Here is an 18,481-nt window from a genome sequence, read left to right on the forward strand (position 1 = left end):
AATCCGCCGCTTCGGCGCATACTGGGGCCTCCTTACCCCCTTCCGGCGCCACCGGCGACGGGCCCCTGCCACCGACATCGCCATGAAACTGAAGCTCGATATCGTCCAGCTCGCCGGCCGTGACGGCGACACGCACTACAACCTGCAGCGCACGCTCGAAGCGATCGCCACCTGCGCACCGGGCACCGACATCGTGATGTTTCCGGAAGCGCAGCTCACCGGCTTCCTCGATCCGTCGAATCTTGCCGAATGCGCGGAGCCGCTCGACGGCCCGAGCGTCGGCGCGGTCATCGCGGCCGCGCGTGCACGCGATGTGGCGGTCGTGGTCGGGCTGATCGAGAACGACGGCGGCCGCTTCTACAACACCACCGTGTTCGTCACGCCGGACGGCATCGCGCTGCGCTATCGCAAGACCCACCTGTGGGTGAGCGAGCGCGGCGTCGTCCTGCCCGGCGACCGCTACGCGACGATCGAATGGCGCGGCACACGGATCGGCCTGCTGATCTGCTACGACAACGAATTCCCCGAAACCGGCCGCGCGCTCGCCGCACTCGGCGCCGAGCTGATCCTCATCACCGACGGCAACATGGAGCCGTACCGCCCGGTCCACCGCACGTCGGCAACGGCGCGGGCGATGGAGAACCAGGTGTTCGCGGTAGTCGCCAACCGCGTCGGCGGCAGCACGCATGACGTCGTGTTCGCGGGCGGCAGCCTCGCGGCCGATCCGTTCGGCAACCTGATCTTCGAGGCCGGCCATACCGAATCGCGCCATGCGGTCGAACTCGATTTCGACCAGCTCGCCGCGTCGCGTGCGGTCTACGACTATCGCCGGGATCAGCGCCTGCACATCGCCGGCGAACGCATCGAGCACGCCAACGGCCTTCGCGAACTGCTGATTCCGTAAGCGCTTGCGCGCCTGCGGCGGCGACATCCGTCACGTCGGGTCGGGCACCTCGATCGCCAGCAGCGCCGAACTGACCGACTTGCCGTGCGCGTCGAGCGCGAGCGAACGCGTGACGCCGCCGCCGAGCGCATCGCGCAGCACGAAATTGAATGCACCGAGCGCCGGCAATTCGTAACGCACGACGTCGCCATGCACGATGCCCGCGAGCCACGCCTTCACTGCGTCGGCATCCAGATGCCTGCGCAGGTGATCGTAATGGCGCGGATCGCGGCAGATGACCGACACGTTCAGCGTATTGCCCTTGTCGCCGGTGCGCGCATGCGCCAGTTCACGCAGTTGCATCATGCCTCCACGAACGAAAACGACGGCGTCACGGCCGCGCGCGGCAGCAGCACCGACTGCACGGCGATGACCTCGCGCGTCGACTTGAACGCGCCGCCGCCGCCGGCCGGCCCGTTTGTATAGAGCGTCTCGACTTCATTGCCGATGCGCGCCGCTTCATCCGCACTCGCCGCGCGGCCCGCCACCCGCACGCGCACCTCGGCCGGCTCGCCGCGCACGGCCGGCGTCGCGTCGCCGTAGAGCGAATCGACACCGATCAGGTCGAAGCGCAACTCGGTCGCGGCGACGCCGGTCAGTGCCAACCGCTCGCGGACGATCTCGAGCGCGAGTCGCGCACGTTCGAGCGCGCCCGGGCCGCCGTACGAGATCTGGCCTTCGCCGATCCAGCCGTCGACGTAGGCCACCGACACCTTCAGCGTATCGGGCCGCGCGGTGCCGCGCCCGCCCGTCACGCGCACGCGATCGATCGCCTCCTCCACGACCGCCACGCGCGTGAAATCCGCGACGACGTCGGGTTGCAGGTAGCGCGCCGGGTCGTGAATCTCGTAGAGCAGCTGTTCCTTGCAGGTCGCCGCGCTCACGCGGCCGCCCGCGTGCGGCACCTTCGTGATCGCGACCGAGCCGTCGGCCGCGACTTCGCCGATCGGGAACCCGAGCCGCGCGAGGTTCGGCACGTCCTTGTAGCCGGGGTCTGCAAAATAACCGCCCGTCACCTGCCCTGCGCATTCGAGCAGATGGCCGACGACCGTCGCCTGCCCGAGCATGTCCCAGTCGTCCATCCGCCAGCCGAACGCGTGGATCAGCGGCGCGGCGAACAGCGACGGATCGGCGACGCGCCCGGTCAGCACGACGTCCGCGCCGGCCGCGAGCGCATCGACGATCGGCGCGGCGCCGAGGTACGCGTTCGCGGACACGATGCGGTCGCGATAGGCGGCGACGTCGTCGCCGGATTCCTCGAAGCGGAACGCGCCGCGCAGCACCACGTCGAGCACGTCGTCGCCTTCGACCGCCGCGACCTTCAGCTTCGCGAGGCCAAGCGATTGCGCGATCTGTGCGGTGCGCCGTGCGGCCGCACGCGGATTCGCCGCGCCCATGTTCGACACGATGCGCACGCCGTTCGGCGCGGCGACCGGCAAGACCGCGCGCATCCGCGCATCGAGCAGCGGGTCGTAGCCGAGCGCCGGAGCCTTGCGCCGCGCCTGCTGCGCGATCGCGATCGTGCGCTCGGCCAGGCATTCGAAGACGAGATAGTCGAGCTGCCCGTGTGCGGCCAGTTCCACCGCGGGCTCGATCCGGTCGCCCGAGTAGCCGGCGCCCGCGCCGATGCGCACACGCCGTTCAGGTTGCTTTGCTGTCATGTCCGTACCGTCGTCCGGCGGATTTCACCGCCGGGAAAGATCAAAAAATGCCCAGCGCGACGCACGCGATCGTCATCACGATCGACGCGCCGAACAGCAGCGGGAAGGTGAATTTCTGGTGCTCGGCCAGCTCGATGCCGCACAGGCCGACGACCAGGAACGTCGCGGGCGTCAGCGGGCTGACCGGGAACCCGGTCGTCATCTGGCCGAGCAGCGCGGCTTGCCCGACCTGCACGGCCGGCACGCCGAGCTGGCCGGCCACCTCGGCGATCACGGGCAGCACGCCGAAGTAGAACGAATCGGGATCGAACAGCATGCTGAGCGGCATCGACGCGAGGCCGAGCGCCACCGGAATGTGGCCGGCCATCGACGGCGGCACGAAGCCGACCGCCGCCTGCGCCATCGCCTTCAGCATCCCGCTGCCCTGCATGATCCCCGTGAACACGCCGGCCGCGAGCAGGATGCCGGCCATCATCAGCGCGGCGCGCGCATGCGCGTCGATGCGCTTTCGCTGCATGTCGACGTCCGGGTAGTTCACCATCAGCGCGATGCACAGCCCGACCATGAACATGATCGCGGGCGGGATCTTCTCGCCCATCACGACCATCGTGCCGAGCACGACGAGCGTCAGCACCAGGTTGAACCAGAACAGGTGCGGCCGGCGCAGCGCCTGCTCGTCGGGCGTCAGCTCGCGCTTCGGCAGCGGAACCGATGCATCGTCGCGCGACAGGCCGAGCCGCTTCTCCTCGCGCCGCCCGAGCCAGTACGCCACGCCGAACACGAACACGAGCCCGATCGCCTGCACCGGGATCAGCGGATTGAACAGCGCCGACACCGGCAGGTGCAGCGACGCCGACGCGCGGATCATCGGCCCCGTCCACGGCAGGAAGTTGATGCCCGCGGCCATCGACACCGCGGCGGCCAGCACGCGCCGGTCCATCTTCAGCCGGTCGTACAGCGGCAGCACGGCCGGAATCGTCACGAGAAAGCAGACGGCGCCGGAGCCGTCGAGGTGGATCAGCAGCGCGAGCAGCGTCGTGCCCATCACGATGCGCGTCGGCCGCGTGCCGACCGCGCGCAGGATGTGGTCGATGATCGGGTCGAGCGTGCCGGCGTCGGTGATCGTGCCGAAATAGAGGATCGCGAACACGAACATCCCGACGACGGGCGCGAGCCCCTTCAGCCCGTCGATGACGAACTTGCTGGTGTGCAGCCCGAAGCCGCCGATCAGCGATGCGGCGATCGGCACGACGATCAGCGCGACGAGCGGCGACATCCGCTTCGACAGAATTGCGGCCAGCAGCACGACGATCGTGCCAAGCCCGAGTAACGGCAGCATCCGTGTCTCCTACCTTGTCTTTTGTTGGAGACGAGCGTAAGGTCGGCGCAGCGATAGCACAATTGAAATGATTTGATCGCAGCAATCACGAGCCGTTATGGATCTGAACCTTCGCGACATCCGCGCGTTCGTCACCGTCGCACAGGCCGGCAACTTCACGCGTGCGGCCGCGCGCCTGCACCTGTCGCAGCCGGCGCTGACCGTGCAGATCCGCCGGCTCGAGGAGATCGTCGGCGCGCGCCTCTTCGACCGCAACAGCCGCAGCGTCGCGCTCACGCAGACCGGACGCGAGCTGCTGCCGATGCTGCAGCGCTCGCTCGACGACATGGAGCGCGTGCTGCGCGATGCGCGCGCGCTCGGCGAAGGCACGAGCGGCACGGTGCGGCTCGCGTGCCTGCCGACCTTCGCGTCCAGCGTGCTGCCGGAGCTGATCCAGTCGTTCCGGCGCGACGTGCCGCGCGCGGGCTTCGAGATCCGTGACGGCGTCGCGAGCCTCGTCACCGCGCTCGTGCGCAATGAGGAAGCCGATCTCGGATTGACCGGCGGCGACGCGTTCGATACGTCGCTGGAGGTGCTGTATGCGGGCGCCGACCGGCTCGTCGCCGTGTGCCCGAAGGATCACCCGCTCGCACGCAAGCGCCGCGTGAGCACCGCCGACGTCGCGGCCGTGCCGCTCGTGCTCACCGCGCAGGGCACGAGCGTGCGCAGCGTCGTCGATGCCGCGCTGGACGCGGCCGGCTGCACGCCCGACATCGCGTGCGAGCCGACCTACATGATGACGGCCGTCGCGATGGTGCGCGGCGGCCTCGGCGTGACGATCCTGCCGGCGACCGCGCGCGAGGTGCGCGCCGAACCGGAGCTGGTCGCGAAGCCGATCGACGATCCCGCGTTCGTGCGGCCGATCGCACTCGTGACGAAGCGCGGCCGCACGCTGCCGCGCGTCGCGCAGGCGTTCGCCGAAACCATGCTGACGGAACTGAACAAGCGCGCGTGAACCGCGCGCCCGGATCGGCGGAACCGGCAGCCCGCCCGACGCTTACCGCACGTCCGGATCGACGTGCAGCGATTCGCCGATCGCATAGAAATTGCCGCCCGCGATGTAGTGCAGGCTGCGCAGCGCCGGATCGGCCGATTCGAAATACCAGTGGCCGTCGCGGAACACGCGCGTATCGGACCACGCCGCGACCACCTCGCCGATGAACAGGTCATACGCCTGCTGGTTGTGCGGCTCCGGAATCAGCTTGCACGCGAGCCAGCCCGAACATCCGGCGACGAACGGCAGATCGTGGCCTTCGACGTCGAACAGCGCGACGCCCGCTTCGCGCAGCTTGTCGGGCCGCTCCGCGAGACTGTGGCTGCCGACCGCATGCGTGAGCCGAATCTGAGCGGCCGTCGGCACCTGGATCACGAACGTGCCGCTGCGCTCGACGAGCTCGCGCGTCTTCGCGGTCTTGTCGAGCACGACCGTCAGCTTCGGCGGCAGGAAGTCCAGCGCGCACGCCCATGCGGCGGCCATCACGTTGTCGACGCCATCGTGGCGGGCCGACACGAGCACGGTCGGGCCGTGGTTGAGGAGACGGTAGGCCTTCTTCAGCTCCACCGGAGCGATGTGACTGTCCATACGGGTTCCTTGGAAAACGGCACGCACGGACGGATGCCGTGCGGCGCGGCGCCGGCCGGTGCGCGAGCGCGCAGCCGGGCCGCAGGCCGCATTCTCGCACCTCATTTCAATCGGCGCTGACGGCGCCGCCGGTCACTTCGCGAACAACTGGCCGATATCGCGGAACGCCTTGAATTCGAGTGCATTGCCGCACGGATCAAACAGGAACATCGTCGCCTGCTCGCCCACCTGCCCCTGGAACCGCACATACGGCTCGATCGCGAAGGTCACGCCGAACGATTTCAGCCGCTCGGACAGCGCTTCCCAGCTCGGCCAGTCGAGCACGATCCCGAAATGCGGCACCGGCACGTCGTGACCGTCCACCGCGTTCGTATGCGCGCCTTCCTGCGACGCGGTCTTCGGATGCTCATGGATCACGAGCTGGTGCCCGTAGAAGTCGAAGTCGACCCACTGCGCGCTCGAGCGCCCCTCTGCCAGCCCGAACACACGGCCGTAGAAATCGCGCGCGGCCGGCAGGTCGTAGACCGGGATCGCCAGGTGAAACGGGGAAAGACTCATGGTTGCCTCGTGATGGAACGCTCGCGTGGCGCGAGGACGGCACCATGGTAGTCAAGGTCAAGCAGAAATTAAATCAATATATAGTTTCTTCATTCACAAATGGAATTGATGAATGATCCGCGAACTGAAAACCCTCGTCGCCGTCGCCCGGGAAGGCACGTTCGCCGCGGCCGGCAACCGCATCGGGCTCACGCAGGCGGCCGTGAGCGCGCAGATGCAGCGTCTGGAAGCCGAGCTTGGCTTCGCGCTGTTCGACCGGCAAGGCCGGTCGGCCCGGCTCAACGAGCGGGGTCATCACGTGCTCGACCAGGCGCAGACGCTGATCGGCCTGTACGAGAACCTGAGCTCGACGGCCCCCGGTTCGCCTGCCAACGTGCGCGTGACGATCGGCGCGATCGCCTCGGTACAGAGCGCGCTGCTGCCGGCTGCGCTCGCCGAGTTCCATCGCCGGCATCCCGCGTGCCGCACGCGCGTGATACCGGGGCTGTCGATCGAGCTGGTCAACCGGGTCGATGCGGGCGAGATCGACCTGGCCGCGATCATCCGGCCGCCGTTTTCGCTGCAGAGCGACCTGCACTGGACGACGCTCGTGCAGGAACCGTTCCGGCTGATCGTGCCGCGCGGTGTCAAGGGCAAGGACTGGGCCGCGCTGCTCGCGAGCGAGCCGTTCGTGCGCTACGACCGCGCGTCGTTCGGCGGCCGCCAGGTCGACCGTTTTCTGAGGAAGATGCACATCGCCGTGCGCGACACCTGTGAACTCGACGAGCTCGACGCGATCGTCAAGCTGGTCGAGAACGGTGTCGGCGTCGCGGTCGTCCCGCAGACTGCCGTCTATCGCCGCTGGCCGGCCGGCGTGCGCGCGATCGATCTCGGGCACCATACGTTCCACCGCGACATCGGGCTCGTGCATCGCGCGCGGCGGACGATGTCGGAACCGGCGCAGATGCTGGCCCGGTTGATCGAAGCGGCATCGCGGCGGCGCTCGCCGCCGCCGGCTGCCTGAGGCGCACGCCTGGCGACGCCGTAGCCGCGGCGGATCAGCGCCGCCCGGCCGCCCAGTCGACGGCCGCGTCGAACAGCGCGAGCCCGGCCGGCGACAGGTTCGCGAATGTGTCGTTGTCGAGGAAGAACATCACGCGGCGCGCCGGCGCGAGCGCTTCGTAGTCCATCGTCGCGCCCTTCTCGTACGCGAAGATCGCGGCCTTGTCGGGTTGACCGTACACGGTCGCGATCGTGATCGCGCCGAGCCCCGGCTTGCCCCAGCTCATCGGCGCCTGCTTGCCGTACACGTTCGTCGCGCCGGCCGGCAGCCCGGCCGAGATCGGGTGCGGCGCATTGACGAGCCACAGGTAGCGCTCCTTGCCCGTTTCGCCGAAGTCGACGTCATGACGCTTGCCCGTCATCGCGAGATCGTCGAGCAGGTCGTTTTCCCAGGTCACGAGCGGCTTGTCGAGCGCGCGCCAGCCGGGCCGCACGTTCTTCGACGACACCGTCGACGAAATCACGACCAGGTCGGCGTCGCGCGCCGCATCGGGCGTGGCCGACTCGTCGATCAGCCGCACCGCATAGCCGCGTTCGCCGAGATGCTGGCCGATGCGCTCGTCGACCTTCAGGTTCGGGCCGCGCAGTTGCACGAGCATCGCGACACGCGTGACGGCCAGCGGTGCATCGGCTGCCGACGCGGGGGCGGCCGCGCCTGCGCCGAGGACGAGGCCCGCGCCGATCGCGAGCACCGAGCCCGCGATCGCGCGCAATGCGCGGCGCCGCGCGCCGGCGGCAACGGCGCGCACGGCGCCGGTCTTCATGTTCCGGTTCATCTGGATCTTCTCCGAAGCCGCGCGCCGCCATAACGGCCGCGCGGCGATTGCGTGGTCAGAACTGCAGCGTGGTGAGCAGCGACACCTGTCGCGCATCGCCGATCGCGACGAAGTAACGGTTCGCGCTCGACGGGTAGTAGGTGCGATTGAAGAGATTCTTCACGTTGAGCTGGAACGACAGCTTCTGCTTGCCGATCCGCGTGTCGTACGTGGCGAACGCGTCGGCGAGCACGTACGAAGGCAGCGTGAAGCTGTTCGCCGAATCGCCGGGCCGCGCGCCGACGTAGCGCACGTCCGCGCCGATACGCAGGTCGTCGCCGCCCGCCACCGTGCCGAAGTCGTAGACGGCCGCGAGCGACGCGGTGTGACGCGCGACGTTCCACAGCTGGTTGCCCGTGTACAGCGGATCCTCGGTCGTCTTCGCGTCGATGTACGCGTAGCTCGCGATCACGTTCACGCGCTCGCCGAGCTTGCCCGACACGTCGAGCTCGATCCCGCGCGAGCGCGCCCTGCCCGACGTGCGCCAGTCGGTCAGCTTGGTCGCGTCGTTGTACTGCGACACGAGCACGTTCTTCTTGTCGATGTTGAACAACGCGAGCGTGCCCGTCATCCCGCCCGGCAGGTCGAGCTTGCCGCCCACTTCCCACGCGGTCGCTTCCTCGGGCGGCGTCGCGCCGTCGATGATGTAGCCCGTCATCGGCGCGATCGACGACGACGGCTTCAGCGACTGCGAATAGCTGCCGTACAGCGAGAACGTGTCGGTCCACTTGTAGACCACGCCCGCGCGCGGCAGCCATTTCGAGCCGCTGAGATCGGTGTTCGCGACGAACGGCCGCCCCCGCCCCGCGACCTGGTTGTACGTGATGTAGCGCAACCCGCCCGACACGATCCACTTGTCGGTCAGGTGGATCGTGTCCTGTACGAACGCCGACGCGTCGTGCAGCGTGTCGGTCTGGTCGCTGTCGCTCGCCGACACCGTGCTCGACGGCGGCAGCAGTCCGTAGACGGGATCGAGATAGCTGAACGGCGTCTTCACGGCCTGCCGCAGCATGTCCTTGCGGTAGATGCGGCGGTATTCGGTATCGAAGCCGACCTGCACGTCGTGCCGCATCCCGCCCAGCATCAGCTTGCCGTTCACGTAGCCGATCCCGTAGCTGTCGGTGCTGAGCGAGCCGTGCGTCGCGTCGTTGCTGCGCGTCATCGTGCCCTTCACCGGATCGACGCCCGTCGTGCGCAACTGGTTCGCGTCGTAGGTCTCGCGGTTGTAGCTGTAGCCGAAATGCGCGCTCCAGTCCGCGTTGAACTGGTGATCGACGCTCAACTGCGCGAGGTGCGATTCGCCGTCCATGTTGTTGAACGGCTCGTCGATGCGCCGGCGCGCGGGAATGTCGAGCGGCGCGTTGGTGCGCGGGTCGAGCGCGGTGCCGCGATCGAACGGCGAATGGAATTTCCGGTACTGGTAGGACACCGCGACCTGCGTATCGCGGCCGTACCACGCGAGCGACGGCGCGACGAAGGTCTGCCGGTATTCGCCGAAGTTGCGCCAGTACTGCTCGTTGGACTGGTCGACGATCAGCCGGTACGCGAGCCGCGAATCGCCGACCGGCCCGGTCGAATCGAAGGTCGCGCTGCCGCCGTTCTTGCCGTGCCCGAACGTCGACGCGCCGAGCGAGATCGCGTTGTAGCGCTTGAGCTGCGGCTGCTTGGTAACGACGTTGACCACGCCGCCCGGGTCCATCAGACCATACAGCAGCGACGTCGGCCCCTTCAGCACCTCGACGCTGTCGACCGCCGCGTTGAACGCGCGCCCCTGCACGAGCGGCATCCCGTTCTGCATGACCGAGCCGTCGCGATTGCCGCCGAAGCCGCGCTTCATGATCGTGTCCTGCGTGCCCGCGAGCGTGTTGCCCTGCGTGATGCCGCTGACGTTGCCGAGCGCGTCGTCCAGGTTGCGCGGACGCTGGTCGCGCAACACCTGCGCAGGCACGATGTTGACGGCCTGCGCGGTATCGAGCAGCGGGATCTCGGAACGCAGCACGCCCGCTTCCTTCGGCGCGCGATAGCTTTCGGCGCGCAGCGCGCTCGTGCGCACATTGATCGCGGGCAACTCGGCGCCCGCGGCCGCGCCGGCGGCCACGGGCCGCGCGACCGAACCGTCCGCGCGCTTCAGCGTGTAACCGCCGCCCGGCTGTCGCAACGCGACGAGCCCGGTGCCCGCGAGCAGGCGGTCGAGCGCGCCGTCGACGTCGAAGCGGCCCTGCACGCCGCCGCTCTTCAGGCCGGCGGTCAGCTCGGCCGGAAACGCGAGCAGGATGCCCGCGTCGCGGCCGAACCGGTTCAGCGCCGCTTCGAGCGGCCCGGCCGGAATGTCGAACGCGCGGCGCGCCGCGCGCTGCGCGGCCGGCGCCGCATCTGGGTCGGTGTCGGTGTCGGCCAGCGCGGGCAGCGGCAGCAGCGCCGACACCAGGACGGCGCCGGCCAGCCGGCGCGCGAGGCGACCCGGTGCGGCGGGTGCAGCCAGGCGCGACGCGCGCGGCAGATGTCGGGCAGGCGCCGGACGGCGCCGATACGTGAGACGGATGGAAACCATGATCGGGAAGTCGGTGGACGATGGGCCAGTGCTGCTTTCATTACCCATGTCACGCGAACATCGAGAAACAGCTCAGGTCGGCGGAAAATTTTTTGACGCGCTCACGAACGGGCCGGCACGACCGTCGCCCAGTAGCGCGTCAGGTAGTGAACGTCGATCGGCAGCGTCGCCTTCAGCGTGTCGAGCACGCGCGCGGGATCGTCGAGCGGATAGGTGCCCGACACGCGCAGGTCGGCCACGGCCGCATCGCAGCGCAGGCTGCCGCGGCGATAGCGGTCGAGCTCGGCGACGAGGTCGGCCAGCCGCATGCGCGACGCGACGAGCATGCCGCTCGTCCACGCGGACGCGTACGCATCGAGCGGCGCCGGCGCGTCGATCGTGTCGCGCGTGAACTCCGCGCCCTCTCCGGCCGCGATCACGCGCGCGCCGGCCGTCGCATCGTCGGGCCGCACGCGCACGGCACCGGCGAACACCTCGACACGCGTCGCACCGTCGCGCTGCCGCACCGCGAAGCGCGTGCCGAGCGGCCGCAGTTCGCCCTGCGCGGTCGCAACGACGAGCGGCCGCGCGGGCACGCGATCGTCGTGGCCGCTTGTCACCATGACCGTGCCGCGCAGCAGGCGCAAGTGGCGCACCGTATCGTCGAAGCGCACGTCGAGCGCCGTGTCGGTATCGAGGACGACGACCGTGCGATCCGCGAGCGTCACCATGCGCCGCTCGCCGACCGCCGTGCGCAGGTCCGCCGGCCAGATCGCCGCCCGCCGCGCGGGCTCGGCCATCCATGCGGCACCGCCCGCGAACAGCAGCACGGCCAGCGTCTTCACGGCCGCACGGCGGCGGCCCGCACGCGGCGGCAGCAGCGCCGCTTGGGCGGCCCGCGGGTCGAGCCCGGCCGCCAGCCCGCCGAACCTGCGCTGCATCGTCTCGATGTGGCGCCATGCCGCGTCGTGCGCGGGATCCTCCGCGCGCCATCGCGCGAGCGCGGCGTCGAACGCTTCGTCGGTACGGCCGGCCTGCCGGTCGACCCACCATTCGACCGCGCGACGCGCAACCTGCGGCGGCACCGCCGGCGCTCCCGGGGCGGCCATCGGTCAGGCCGCCATCGCGAAGAAGCACTGCGTGCCGGCCTTCACGAGATAGCGTTTCACCGTCGCCAGCGACACGCCGAGTTCGCGCGCGATCTCGGCCTGCGTGAGCCCGTCGAGCTGCGCGAGCAGGAACGCGCGTTTCGCCGCGAGCGGCAGGCCGTCGAGCAGCCGGTCGATTTCGAGCAGCGTCTCGAGCACGACGGCCCGCTCCTCCGGCGACGGCGCATGCGCTTCGGGGCGCAGCGCGAGCGCATCGAGATACGCGCGCTCGATCTGCTCGCGCCGCCAGTGGTTGCTCAGCACGCGCTGCGCGACCGTCGTCAGGAACGCGCGCGGCTCGTCGGCGCCGATCGGCTCGTCGCGCGCGAGCAGGCGCAGGAACGTGTCGTGCGCGAGATCGGCCGCGCGGTGCGCGCAACCGAGCTTCCGGCTCAGCCAGACGCGCAGCCACGCGTGGTGGCCGGTGTAGAGGGCGTCGATTTCTCGATGAAGAAGCAGCTTGTCAGCAGACATGGCCGGGTTCCGGGGTGCGCAGGCGTCAACGATTTTGTAAATGAGAATGATTATTATATACAAACCTGGCCGGCGACCGGCGTTCCGGTGCGCATTGACCGCTGCCGCGCTTCGATGGGCGACGCACCGATGGCGGTCATGCTCCGGCGCGGCACACGCTCGGCGCGTCACGCACGCAGCGACAACGAGACCGGAATGGACGACCAGGACGTGGCCGTCAAAGGGCACGCGCGACCCGCCGTTAACACATTCGTTGCACCCCGGCCAATTCGATTCATTCAATAATTATTTGACAGATCGATAACAATATTCCGGCCGTCTCAATTCCTCCCTGAATTGCGCGAAATTATCGCGACACATGCAAGCCGCAATGGCGAAATCGCGAAATGGCAATCAATTGATACGCAATTTTCAACAATTCAGATCCCCCGATCGTCGCGATCGAAGGACATTCCTGTCTGCGTCAGGCCACAAAAGAGAATTTCGTTTTTACCGTTTTCATCGGGCTCGGTAGTCTCCTGCCATTCCGGATCACGAGCACAAGCCAATGCGCAAGGAGATGAAATGAAACGCACGATCCTCTCTCTGATTTCCATCGCGTCATTCGCGGCAATACCCGTCGCACATGCGCAGTCGAGCGTCACGCTGTATGGCGTGATCGACACGTCGATCACCTACGTGAACCATGCGCAGGGCAAGGACAACGCGTGGATGCTCGGCAACAGCAGCGCGGGCAACCTGGCCGGCAGCCGCTGGGGCGTGAAAGGCACCGAGGATCTCGGCGGCGGGCTGAAGGCACTGTTCCAGTTGGAGAACGGTTTCGACCCGAGCAACGGCCGGCTCGGCCAGGGCGGCCGCATGTTCGGCCGGCAGGCGTTCGTCGGCCTGACGAGCGACCGCTACGGCACGCTCACGTTCGGCCGCCAGTACGATCCGCTCGTCGATCTCGTGCAGGGCATCACCGCCGACAACTATCTGGGCAGCGTGTTCGCGACGCCGGGCGACGTCGACAACTACGACAACAGCTTCCGCGTCGACAACGCGGTGAAATACACGTCGGCCGTCTATGCGGGCCTGCAGTTCGCGGCGATGTATTCGTTCGGCGGCATCGCCGGGAGCACCGGCGCCGCGAATTCGTATTCGGCCGCCGTGTCGTACAACAACGGGCCGTTCAGCGTCGCGGGCGGCTACTTCCACGCGACCAACAGCCCTGCGTCGAGCAGCCTGCGCAGCGGCTGGACCAGTTCGTCGGACGGCACGTTCGACGGCCCGATCAACAGCGGCTATGCGAGTGCGCATTCGATCGGCATCGCGCGCATCGCGGGCCAGTACGTCGCCGGCCCGTTCACGGTCGGCCTCGGCTACAGCAACGCGCAGTACCGCCGCGATGGAAGCTCGGTGTTCGGCTCGAACGAGCACTACAACACGGGGCAGGGCTTCGTGAACTACCAGGCGACCCATGCGTTGCTGGTCGGCGTCGGCTACAGCTATACGCGCTCGGGCGGCGACACGTCGGCCACCTATCACCAGGTATCGGCCGGCGCGGACTACACCCTGTCGAAGCGTACCGACGTCTACCTGAGCGCCGCGTACCAGCACGCCAGCGGCCGGACCGGCGACGGCAACGGCGGCTCGATGGCCGCGCAGGCCTCGATCGGGTCGTACGGTTATGCGGGCACGAGCTCGCAGACGATGGTCAACCTCGGCCTGCGTCACCGCTTCTGATGCAAAACAACGGCCGGCGGCGCGTCGCGCGGCCGGTCGAATCCGCAACGGCGGACACGGCGGCTTCGGCCGCCGTTGATTCCGGATCGCCTTGCCGTCGCCTTTTTCAGCCCGAATATCCACTGCCGCGCGATTGTCATCCAGTTTGATTCAGCACCGAATTCCCCCAAGCCAATGACGCAATGCGTCAGTATTCCGGCGCCGTCACTGCCCCGGCATTCGCGCGATAATCCGGCCATTTTTACCGATTATGCTTCGCCGCCCCCCTCGATCGGACGCGATGGAAATGCGTGGCGAACGCATGGGCAAATGCAAAGGAAAGTTTGACGTGAGCCATTTGCCTGCTCGCTATGGCACACTTCGCGTCTGCGTAATTTCCTTGCACCGGGCGGTCGGATTCCGCCCCATCCTGCCATGCCGCGTCAGACAACCCGTTCGATCAGCCGAGAAACGCTGAAAATCGCCTCGACGATTGCGATGTCGTGCGCGCTGCACGGTGTCGCCCGGGCCGATTGCCTCGACGACGCGGCCGCATTCCAGCACGTGAGTGTCAGCCTGATGCGCGGCATCGCGCAGGTCGAGTCGGGCATGAATCCGAACGCCGTCAACACGAATACGAACGGCACGGTCGACATCGGCCTGATGCAGATCAACAGCACCTGGCTGCCGACGCTCGCGCGCGAAGGCATCACGCGGGAGAGCCTGTTCGATGCTTGCACGAACGCGTATGTCGGCGCGTGGATCCTGTCGCAGAACATTCGCCAGCTCGGCGCCAACTGGAACGCGATCGGCGCGTACAACTCCGCATCGCCCGACAAGCGCCTCGCATATGCACGCAAGGTCTATGATGCAATCCGGACCATGCCGGATTCGCCGGATACCCCCATGCCTATCCTTCCACCGTCCTTTACGCCGCCGCAACAGGCCCAGGCGTACAACCCGTTCGCGAGCCTGAGCGTGTCCGCACCGCAGCAGGTCACGCGTCCGCGCACGATCTCGTCGGCCCCGCCGCCCCCGCCGCCGCCGGGCGGCCCCGCCGGCCCGGCCGGCTCGTACAACTTCGGTTGGACGGTCACGGGCGCCGACCAGGCGAAGCCGACCCAGGTCTTCGATGATGGCGCGCGGGTGTACGTGCAGTTCAGCGACATGAAACACGTGCCGGCGATCTTCACCGAGACGTCGTCCGGACGCGTGCTGATGTCGTGGGAGCTGCAGTTTCCATATGCCGTCCTGACGCGTCCCGCGCAAACGTTAATCTTCCAGCTCGGGCCGTTCGAGGCGCGCGCGCAGCGTAGCGCGGGCAATGGCACCGGCATGACGGCGCAGGCGGGTCCGGCGGGCCCGACGACGGCTGCGGCCGCGGGCTCGAAAAAGTCGGCGAGTACGGCGGCGAATACGGCAGCCGGTCCGGCGGCAACTGCCTCAAAACGCACGGCGTCGACCGATGCGTTGTGGTACGTGAATACGCCTTCGACGTCCGGAACCACGGCAGCCTCGCCGTCGACCGCGAACATTCCGGCCACGCTGCCGACGGCCATCACGTCGAACACACCGCCGCCCGCGCCGGCCCCAGTGCCGGCCGCAGCCGCTCAGCCTTCGCGCGCCAGCGCGGATGCGCTGTGGTACATCTCGAAGTAGCGCACCGCCGATCCCGCGTGTCGCGCGGCGATCATTTCTCCACGGTCGGCGGCAGCCCGGACGCGTTCATGTCGCCCACCCATTGCAGGTCGGCCGTGCCGTTCGGTCTGAAATACACGCGCAGATAACTCGACGTGACGATTCCGGCTGCGGAATCGTCACGTCGATCGCCTGCTGTTCCGACGCGACGCCACGCTCGATCTCGGCCAGCGGTTGCGCGAACGCCCACGCCGGCTTCACCGTTTGCCCCGGCGCGACCTTGCTGCCGCAGGCGGCCCCCCGCCGCCGAATGCCTCACGTGCCTCTCGCGCGGACGGATTGCCGAAGCACCCCGACTCGTGTTCGTTGTCGAGCCGGAACTCGTGAAGCTTGCGGGTGTACTCGTTATAGCCGGTGATGCAACCGGTGCGACGCGCCGGCGATGCCGCGCCGTCGTGTCGTTCGCATCCGGCCAGCACGCCGAGCACGCCCAGCGCCGCCGGTGTCGGCGCGCGAACGCCTGATGCCTGCCCTGGACTACGTCGACAGCCTCGCAAACACGGCAATGCCGGGCACCGCACGCATGCCGACAACATTCGCGCCCGTACCCGCGGGCACGCCACCACCGGCCCAACGCCTCACCCGCGCCGCACCCAGATCACCTTGCCGTCGCGAATGCCGAGATTGCGGCGCTCCTCCCGGTAATCCATCGTGCCCGGCAGTGCCTTGCCATCGCGCTCGAGCACGCGCCACAGGCAGCCGTCCAGCTGCGCGGCCGCATCGGCCTCGGCCTTGCCGACCAGCGCGTCGTCCGGCCCCGCGTCCGCCTTGCATGCCTGCGACGTGACTGCCGGCTCGCCGTTCATCATCATGCCGCCCGCGGTCGCATTCTTCGTTCTCATGTCCGTGCATCCCGCAAACGTTGCGCCCGCAACCAGCGCCATCATCACCGCGATCGTCTTCTTCATCGGTTTCTCCCTTGCGCGCCCGGCGAAACAGGTGCGGCGCGTCTCGCCCGCCGGGCATTGCATACATGATTGGTTTGCGCGCATCGCCAGCCGTTTTCCGGCGGATGCCAGCCGGCCAACCGCGACCTCGCGCGCGCCGGCCGCGCCGGTTCGGCTAGCGGAGCCTCGGGGCCGGCCCGAAGCCACAGCCACAGCCACAGCCACAGCCGCCTGCATGTTACCGCAGGCGGTCGGCCGCAACGGGGCGGCGCCCATGCATCGCGCGGCGCCGCGGCTCGATCGCCCCGCCCCATGCATGCCGATGCAACGCGGCGCTCGGGGCCGCCGTCGACAATCCGCTCAGAACTTGTACGTCACGCCGGCCATGCCGTAGTAGTTGCTGCGCGTCTGGACGATCGGGCTGTCCCCATAGCGCCCGAGCAGCCGCGTCATGCCGCCGGTCGCGCGCACCGACCAGTGCTGCGACAGATCCCAGTTCCACGCCAGCGACAGCGTCGCGCTGTCGACCCCGCCGCTCGTCGAATACGGCCGGAACCCGCTCGTCATCGACTGCGCGTCGGTCACGCCGTAGAACGTCTGCATGTAGCGGCCCGTGCCGGCATGCACGCTGCCCGTCACGACGATCGTGTGCCGCGCGGCCGTGAACACCGGCACCGCGAGGTCGACATGCCCGGACAGGCCGCGCGACGCATGCGTGACCGGCGCGTCGATCGTGACGGTCAGTTCGCCGCCGTCCAGCAGCTTCACGCCGGCACGCAAACCGACGAGCACCGAACCCGGAACCCGCCCCATCCCCTTCAGGTGGTTCGAACCCGGCAGGTCGAAGCGGTTTTCGTCGGCGCGGCCCGCGTCGTAGCCCAACGCTGCCGACACGAACGCGCCGTGCGGCAAGTCCAGCCGGTAGCCGGCGCCCTGCGTGCCGTCAATGAAGAAGCCATTGCCGAACATCGCGGAAAACGACGGCGCGACCACGCCGCGATACTGGTTGCTCCCCTGGTAGCGCGGTGCGAATCCGCCGCCGAGCGATATCGCATACTGGTTTTCGGCGTGGGCGACGGCGGCGAGAGTCAGACCGGCAAGGGGCATGCAATAGCGGAAGGAGCGGAGAGATGGGCGCACAATATTGAGATACGAGTGACGGAGCCCGCAGTCTAGGGATCGCCGCGCGCCGGGACTGTCCGGAATCTGCGGTGAATCTGTGCGCAATTGTGTTCGATTGTTCCTGATTGTCGTACGGCGGCCCCGGCCGTCGGAACGCCGGATAAAATTCGCGTGCCGCGCGCCCGCGTGCCGAAGTGGAAGACGACGCGCGCATTCCGAGGAGACCATGAAGAACGACAATCCGCTCAAATACCGTGTGCTGCTGATCGAGGACGACGACCGCCTCGCGCAGCTCGTGCGCGAATACCTCGACGGCTATGAATTCGCGGTGACGGTCGTGCGGCGCGGCGATCTCGCCGTCGCCGCGGTGCGCGAGCACCAGCCTGCCCTCGTGATACTCGATCTGATGCTGCCGAATCTCGACGGGATGGAAGTCTGCCGGCGCATTCGCGCGTTCACCAACATCCCGGTGCTGATTCTCACCGCACGCGCCGATGTCTACGACCAGGTCGCGGGCCTCGAGACCGGCGCCGACGACTACGTGACGAAGCCGATCGAGCCGCGCGTGCTGGTCGCGCGCGCCCGTGCGCTGCTGCGCCGCGCGCAGCCCGCCGCGCCGGAACCGGCCGCCGCCGAGCCGCAAGCCCTCGTGTTCGGCGAGTTGACGATTTCGCCGCCGAACCGGACGGTCACGTGGCGCGGCGAGCCGGTCGACCTGAAGACCACCGAATTCAACCTGCTGCTGATCCTTGCGCGTGCGGCCGGCACCGTGCTGAGCCGCGACGACATCCTGAGGCAGCTGCGCGGGATCGAGTTCGACGGGCTCGACCGCTCGGTCGACTCGGGTGTAAGGTAGCTGTATCGCCTTATAAATCAACAACTTACGGTTAATTTTGGGCAGTTGGGCAATTCATTGGGCAAATTGGTAGGTTTTTGGCAA

The 18,481-nt window shown here is 68.2% G+C and carries 17 protein-coding genes and 1 pseudogene; 7 read left to right on the forward strand and 11 right to left on the reverse strand.

The window, feature by feature from the left end; genetic code table 11:
• Nucleotides 1-82 precede the first annotated feature (82 nt).
• Nucleotides 83-904, forward strand: coding sequence for a carbon-nitrogen hydrolase family protein (locus tag HWX39_RS33080; RefSeq protein ID WP_175971778.1), 822 nt, complete (start codon nucleotides 83-85; stop codon nucleotides 902-904).
• Between the two features lie 30 nt (nucleotides 905-934).
• On the opposite strand, the gene HWX39_RS33085 is transcribed toward HWX39_RS33080, so the two are convergent.
• From HWX39_RS33085 to HWX39_RS33095, 3 genes are read right to left on the reverse strand one after another with little or no spacing between them, the layout of a single operon-like run.
• Entirely contained in the window at nucleotides 935-1,246 is a 312-nt protein-coding gene (locus HWX39_RS33085) for a hypothetical protein (RefSeq protein ID WP_175971779.1), read from the reverse strand.
• Complete coding sequence (locus HWX39_RS33090) at nucleotides 1,246-2,604, reverse strand: acyclic terpene utilization AtuA family protein (RefSeq protein ID WP_175971780.1); 1,359 nt, start codon at nucleotides 2,602-2,604, stop codon at nucleotides 1,246-1,248. Before HWX39_RS33090 ends, HWX39_RS33085 begins: the two co-directional genes overlap by 1 nt.
• Before the next feature lie 40 nt (nucleotides 2,605-2,644).
• Nucleotides 2,645-3,943, reverse strand: a complete 1,299-nt coding sequence (locus HWX39_RS33095) for a citrate:proton symporter (RefSeq protein ID WP_175971781.1) — start codon at nucleotides 3,941-3,943, stop codon at nucleotides 2,645-2,647.
• 97 nt (nucleotides 3,944-4,040) lie between these two features.
• On the opposite strand from HWX39_RS33095, the gene HWX39_RS33100 reads away from it, so the two are divergent.
• Nucleotides 4,041-4,937 (forward strand): LysR family transcriptional regulator, encoded by an 897-nt coding sequence (locus HWX39_RS33100; RefSeq protein ID WP_175971782.1) that lies wholly within the window; start codon nucleotides 4,041-4,043, stop codon nucleotides 4,935-4,937.
• A gap of 42 nt (nucleotides 4,938-4,979) precedes the next feature.
• Here the strand turns inward: HWX39_RS33100 and HWX39_RS33105 are convergent, their stop codons facing one another.
• Complete coding sequence (locus HWX39_RS33105) at nucleotides 4,980-5,564, reverse strand: flavin reductase family protein (RefSeq protein ID WP_175971783.1); 585 nt, start codon at nucleotides 5,562-5,564, stop codon at nucleotides 4,980-4,982.
• Nucleotides 5,565-5,696: 132 nt separating this feature from the next.
• Nucleotides 5,697-6,122, reverse strand: coding sequence for a VOC family protein (locus HWX39_RS33110; RefSeq protein ID WP_175971784.1), 426 nt, complete (start codon nucleotides 6,120-6,122; stop codon nucleotides 5,697-5,699).
• Between the two features lie 112 nt (nucleotides 6,123-6,234).
• Here HWX39_RS33110 and HWX39_RS33115 point away from each other — a divergent pair, with 112 nt between their 5' ends.
• Entirely contained in the window at nucleotides 6,235-7,125 is an 891-nt protein-coding gene (locus HWX39_RS33115; protein ID WP_175971785.1) for a LysR family transcriptional regulator, read from the forward strand.
• A 34-nt stretch (nucleotides 7,126-7,159) separates the two neighbouring features.
• Here HWX39_RS33115 and HWX39_RS33120 read toward each other — a convergent pair whose 3' ends face one another.
• Genes HWX39_RS33120 through HWX39_RS33135 form a run of 4 tightly spaced genes read right to left on the reverse strand, consistent with a single transcriptional unit; the run spans nucleotide 7,160 to nucleotide 12,130 of the window.
• Nucleotides 7,160-7,939 (reverse strand): hypothetical protein, encoded by a 780-nt coding sequence (locus tag HWX39_RS33120; protein WP_175971786.1) that lies wholly within the window; start codon nucleotides 7,937-7,939, stop codon nucleotides 7,160-7,162.
• Between the two features lie 55 nt (nucleotides 7,940-7,994).
• Nucleotides 7,995-10,577 (reverse strand): TonB-dependent receptor, encoded by a 2,583-nt coding sequence (locus tag HWX39_RS33125; protein ID WP_175971787.1) that lies wholly within the window; start codon nucleotides 10,575-10,577, stop codon nucleotides 7,995-7,997.
• Between the two features lie 53 nt (nucleotides 10,578-10,630).
• Nucleotides 10,631-11,617, reverse strand: a complete 987-nt coding sequence (locus HWX39_RS33130) for a FecR domain-containing protein (protein WP_175971788.1) — start codon at nucleotides 11,615-11,617, stop codon at nucleotides 10,631-10,633.
• A gap of 3 nt (nucleotides 11,618-11,620) precedes the next feature.
• A complete protein-coding gene (locus HWX39_RS33135; RefSeq protein WP_175971789.1) occupies nucleotides 11,621-12,130 on the reverse strand; it encodes a sigma-70 family RNA polymerase sigma factor in 510 nt (169 codons plus the stop codon).
• Between HWX39_RS33135 and HWX39_RS33140 the strand changes: the two genes are divergently transcribed.
• The 3 genes from HWX39_RS33140 (at nucleotide 12,104) to HWX39_RS33150 (ending at nucleotide 15,493) form a co-directional block, all read left to right on the forward strand.
• Nucleotides 12,104-12,415, forward strand: coding sequence for a hypothetical protein (locus HWX39_RS33140; protein WP_175971790.1), 312 nt, complete (start codon nucleotides 12,104-12,106; stop codon nucleotides 12,413-12,415). The two genes, HWX39_RS33135 and HWX39_RS33140, sit on opposite strands and share 27 nt — an antisense overlap.
• A 279-nt stretch (nucleotides 12,416-12,694) precedes the next feature.
• A complete protein-coding gene (locus tag HWX39_RS33145; protein ID WP_175971791.1) occupies nucleotides 12,695-13,855 on the forward strand; it encodes a porin in 1,161 nt (386 codons plus the stop codon).
• A 414-nt stretch (nucleotides 13,856-14,269) separates the two neighbouring features.
• Nucleotides 14,270-15,493 carry a transglycosylase SLT domain-containing protein gene (locus HWX39_RS33150; RefSeq protein ID WP_175971792.1) on the forward strand — a complete coding sequence of 408 codons (1,224 nt, stop codon included), beginning with the start codon at nucleotides 14,270-14,272 and terminating at the stop codon, nucleotides 15,491-15,493.
• A gap of 617 nt (nucleotides 15,494-16,110) precedes the next feature.
• On the opposite strand, the gene HWX39_RS33155 is transcribed toward HWX39_RS33150, so the two are convergent.
• Together HWX39_RS33155 and HWX39_RS33160 are read right to left on the reverse strand one after the other, a co-directional pair.
• Nucleotides 16,111-16,440 (reverse strand): hypothetical protein, encoded by a 330-nt coding sequence (locus HWX39_RS33155; RefSeq protein ID WP_175971793.1) that lies wholly within the window; start codon nucleotides 16,438-16,440, stop codon nucleotides 16,111-16,113.
• Nucleotides 16,441-16,779: 339 nt separating this feature from the next.
• Nucleotides 16,780-17,526, reverse strand: a complete 747-nt coding sequence (locus HWX39_RS33160) for a MipA/OmpV family protein (RefSeq protein WP_175971794.1) — start codon at nucleotides 17,524-17,526, stop codon at nucleotides 16,780-16,782.
• Nucleotides 17,527-17,767: 241 nt separating this feature from the next.
• On the opposite strand from HWX39_RS33160, the pseudogene HWX39_RS33165 reads away from it, so the two are divergent.
• Nucleotides 17,768-18,391 (forward strand): annotated as a pseudogene (locus HWX39_RS33165) (response regulator transcription factor); the annotation flags it as partial.
• Nucleotides 18,392-18,481: the final 90 nt, after the last annotated feature.

Origin of the sequence: Burkholderia sp. BCC0322 (genome assembly GCF_902833045.1) — a bacterium.
Classification (GTDB): domain Bacteria; phylum Pseudomonadota; class Gammaproteobacteria; order Burkholderiales; family Burkholderiaceae; genus Burkholderia.

Excerpts from the sequence above, each read along its gene's own strand:
- HWX39_RS33140 (WP_175971790.1), top strand. The coding sequence starts at position 12,104 with ATGAAGAAGCAGCTTGTCAGCAGACATGGCCGGGTTCCGGGGTGCGCA.
- HWX39_RS33120 (WP_175971786.1), bottom strand. The coding sequence starts at position 7,939 with ATGAACCGGAACATGAAGACCGGCGCCGTGCGCGCCGTTGCCGCCGGC.
- HWX39_RS33130 (WP_175971788.1), bottom strand. The coding sequence starts at position 11,617 with ATGGCCGCCCCGGGAGCGCCGGCGGTGCCGCCGCAGGTTGCGCGTCGC.
- HWX39_RS33105 (WP_175971783.1), bottom strand. The coding sequence starts at position 5,564 with ATGGACAGTCACATCGCTCCGGTGGAGCTGAAGAAGGCCTACCGTCTC.
- HWX39_RS33135 (WP_175971789.1), bottom strand. The coding sequence starts at position 12,130 with ATGTCTGCTGACAAGCTGCTTCTTCATCGAGAAATCGACGCCCTCTAC.
- HWX39_RS33115 (WP_175971785.1), top strand. The coding sequence starts at position 6,235 with ATGATCCGCGAACTGAAAACCCTCGTCGCCGTCGCCCGGGAAGGCACG.
- HWX39_RS33090 (WP_175971780.1), bottom strand. The coding sequence starts at position 2,604 with ATGACAGCAAAGCAACCTGAACGGCGTGTGCGCATCGGCGCGGGCGCC.
- HWX39_RS33145 (WP_175971791.1), top strand. The coding sequence starts at position 12,695 with ATGAAACGCACGATCCTCTCTCTGATTTCCATCGCGTCATTCGCGGCA.
- HWX39_RS33085 (WP_175971779.1), bottom strand. The coding sequence starts at position 1,246 with ATGCAACTGCGTGAACTGGCGCATGCGCGCACCGGCGACAAGGGCAAT.
- HWX39_RS33100 (WP_175971782.1), top strand. The coding sequence starts at position 4,041 with ATGGATCTGAACCTTCGCGACATCCGCGCGTTCGTCACCGTCGCACAG.
- HWX39_RS33160 (WP_175971794.1), bottom strand. The coding sequence starts at position 17,526 with ATGCCCCTTGCCGGTCTGACTCTCGCCGCCGTCGCCCACGCCGAAAAC.
- HWX39_RS33125 (WP_175971787.1), bottom strand. The coding sequence starts at position 10,577 with ATGGGTAATGAAAGCAGCACTGGCCCATCGTCCACCGACTTCCCGATC.
- HWX39_RS33150 (WP_175971792.1), top strand. The coding sequence starts at position 14,270 with ATGCCGCGTCAGACAACCCGTTCGATCAGCCGAGAAACGCTGAAAATC.
- HWX39_RS33155 (WP_175971793.1), bottom strand. The coding sequence starts at position 16,440 with ATGAAGAAGACGATCGCGGTGATGATGGCGCTGGTTGCGGGCGCAACG.
- HWX39_RS33080 (WP_175971778.1), top strand. The coding sequence starts at position 83 with ATGAAACTGAAGCTCGATATCGTCCAGCTCGCCGGCCGTGACGGCGAC.
- HWX39_RS33110 (WP_175971784.1), bottom strand. The coding sequence starts at position 6,122 with ATGAGTCTTTCCCCGTTTCACCTGGCGATCCCGGTCTACGACCTGCCG.
- HWX39_RS33095 (WP_175971781.1), bottom strand. The coding sequence starts at position 3,943 with ATGCTGCCGTTACTCGGGCTTGGCACGATCGTCGTGCTGCTGGCCGCA.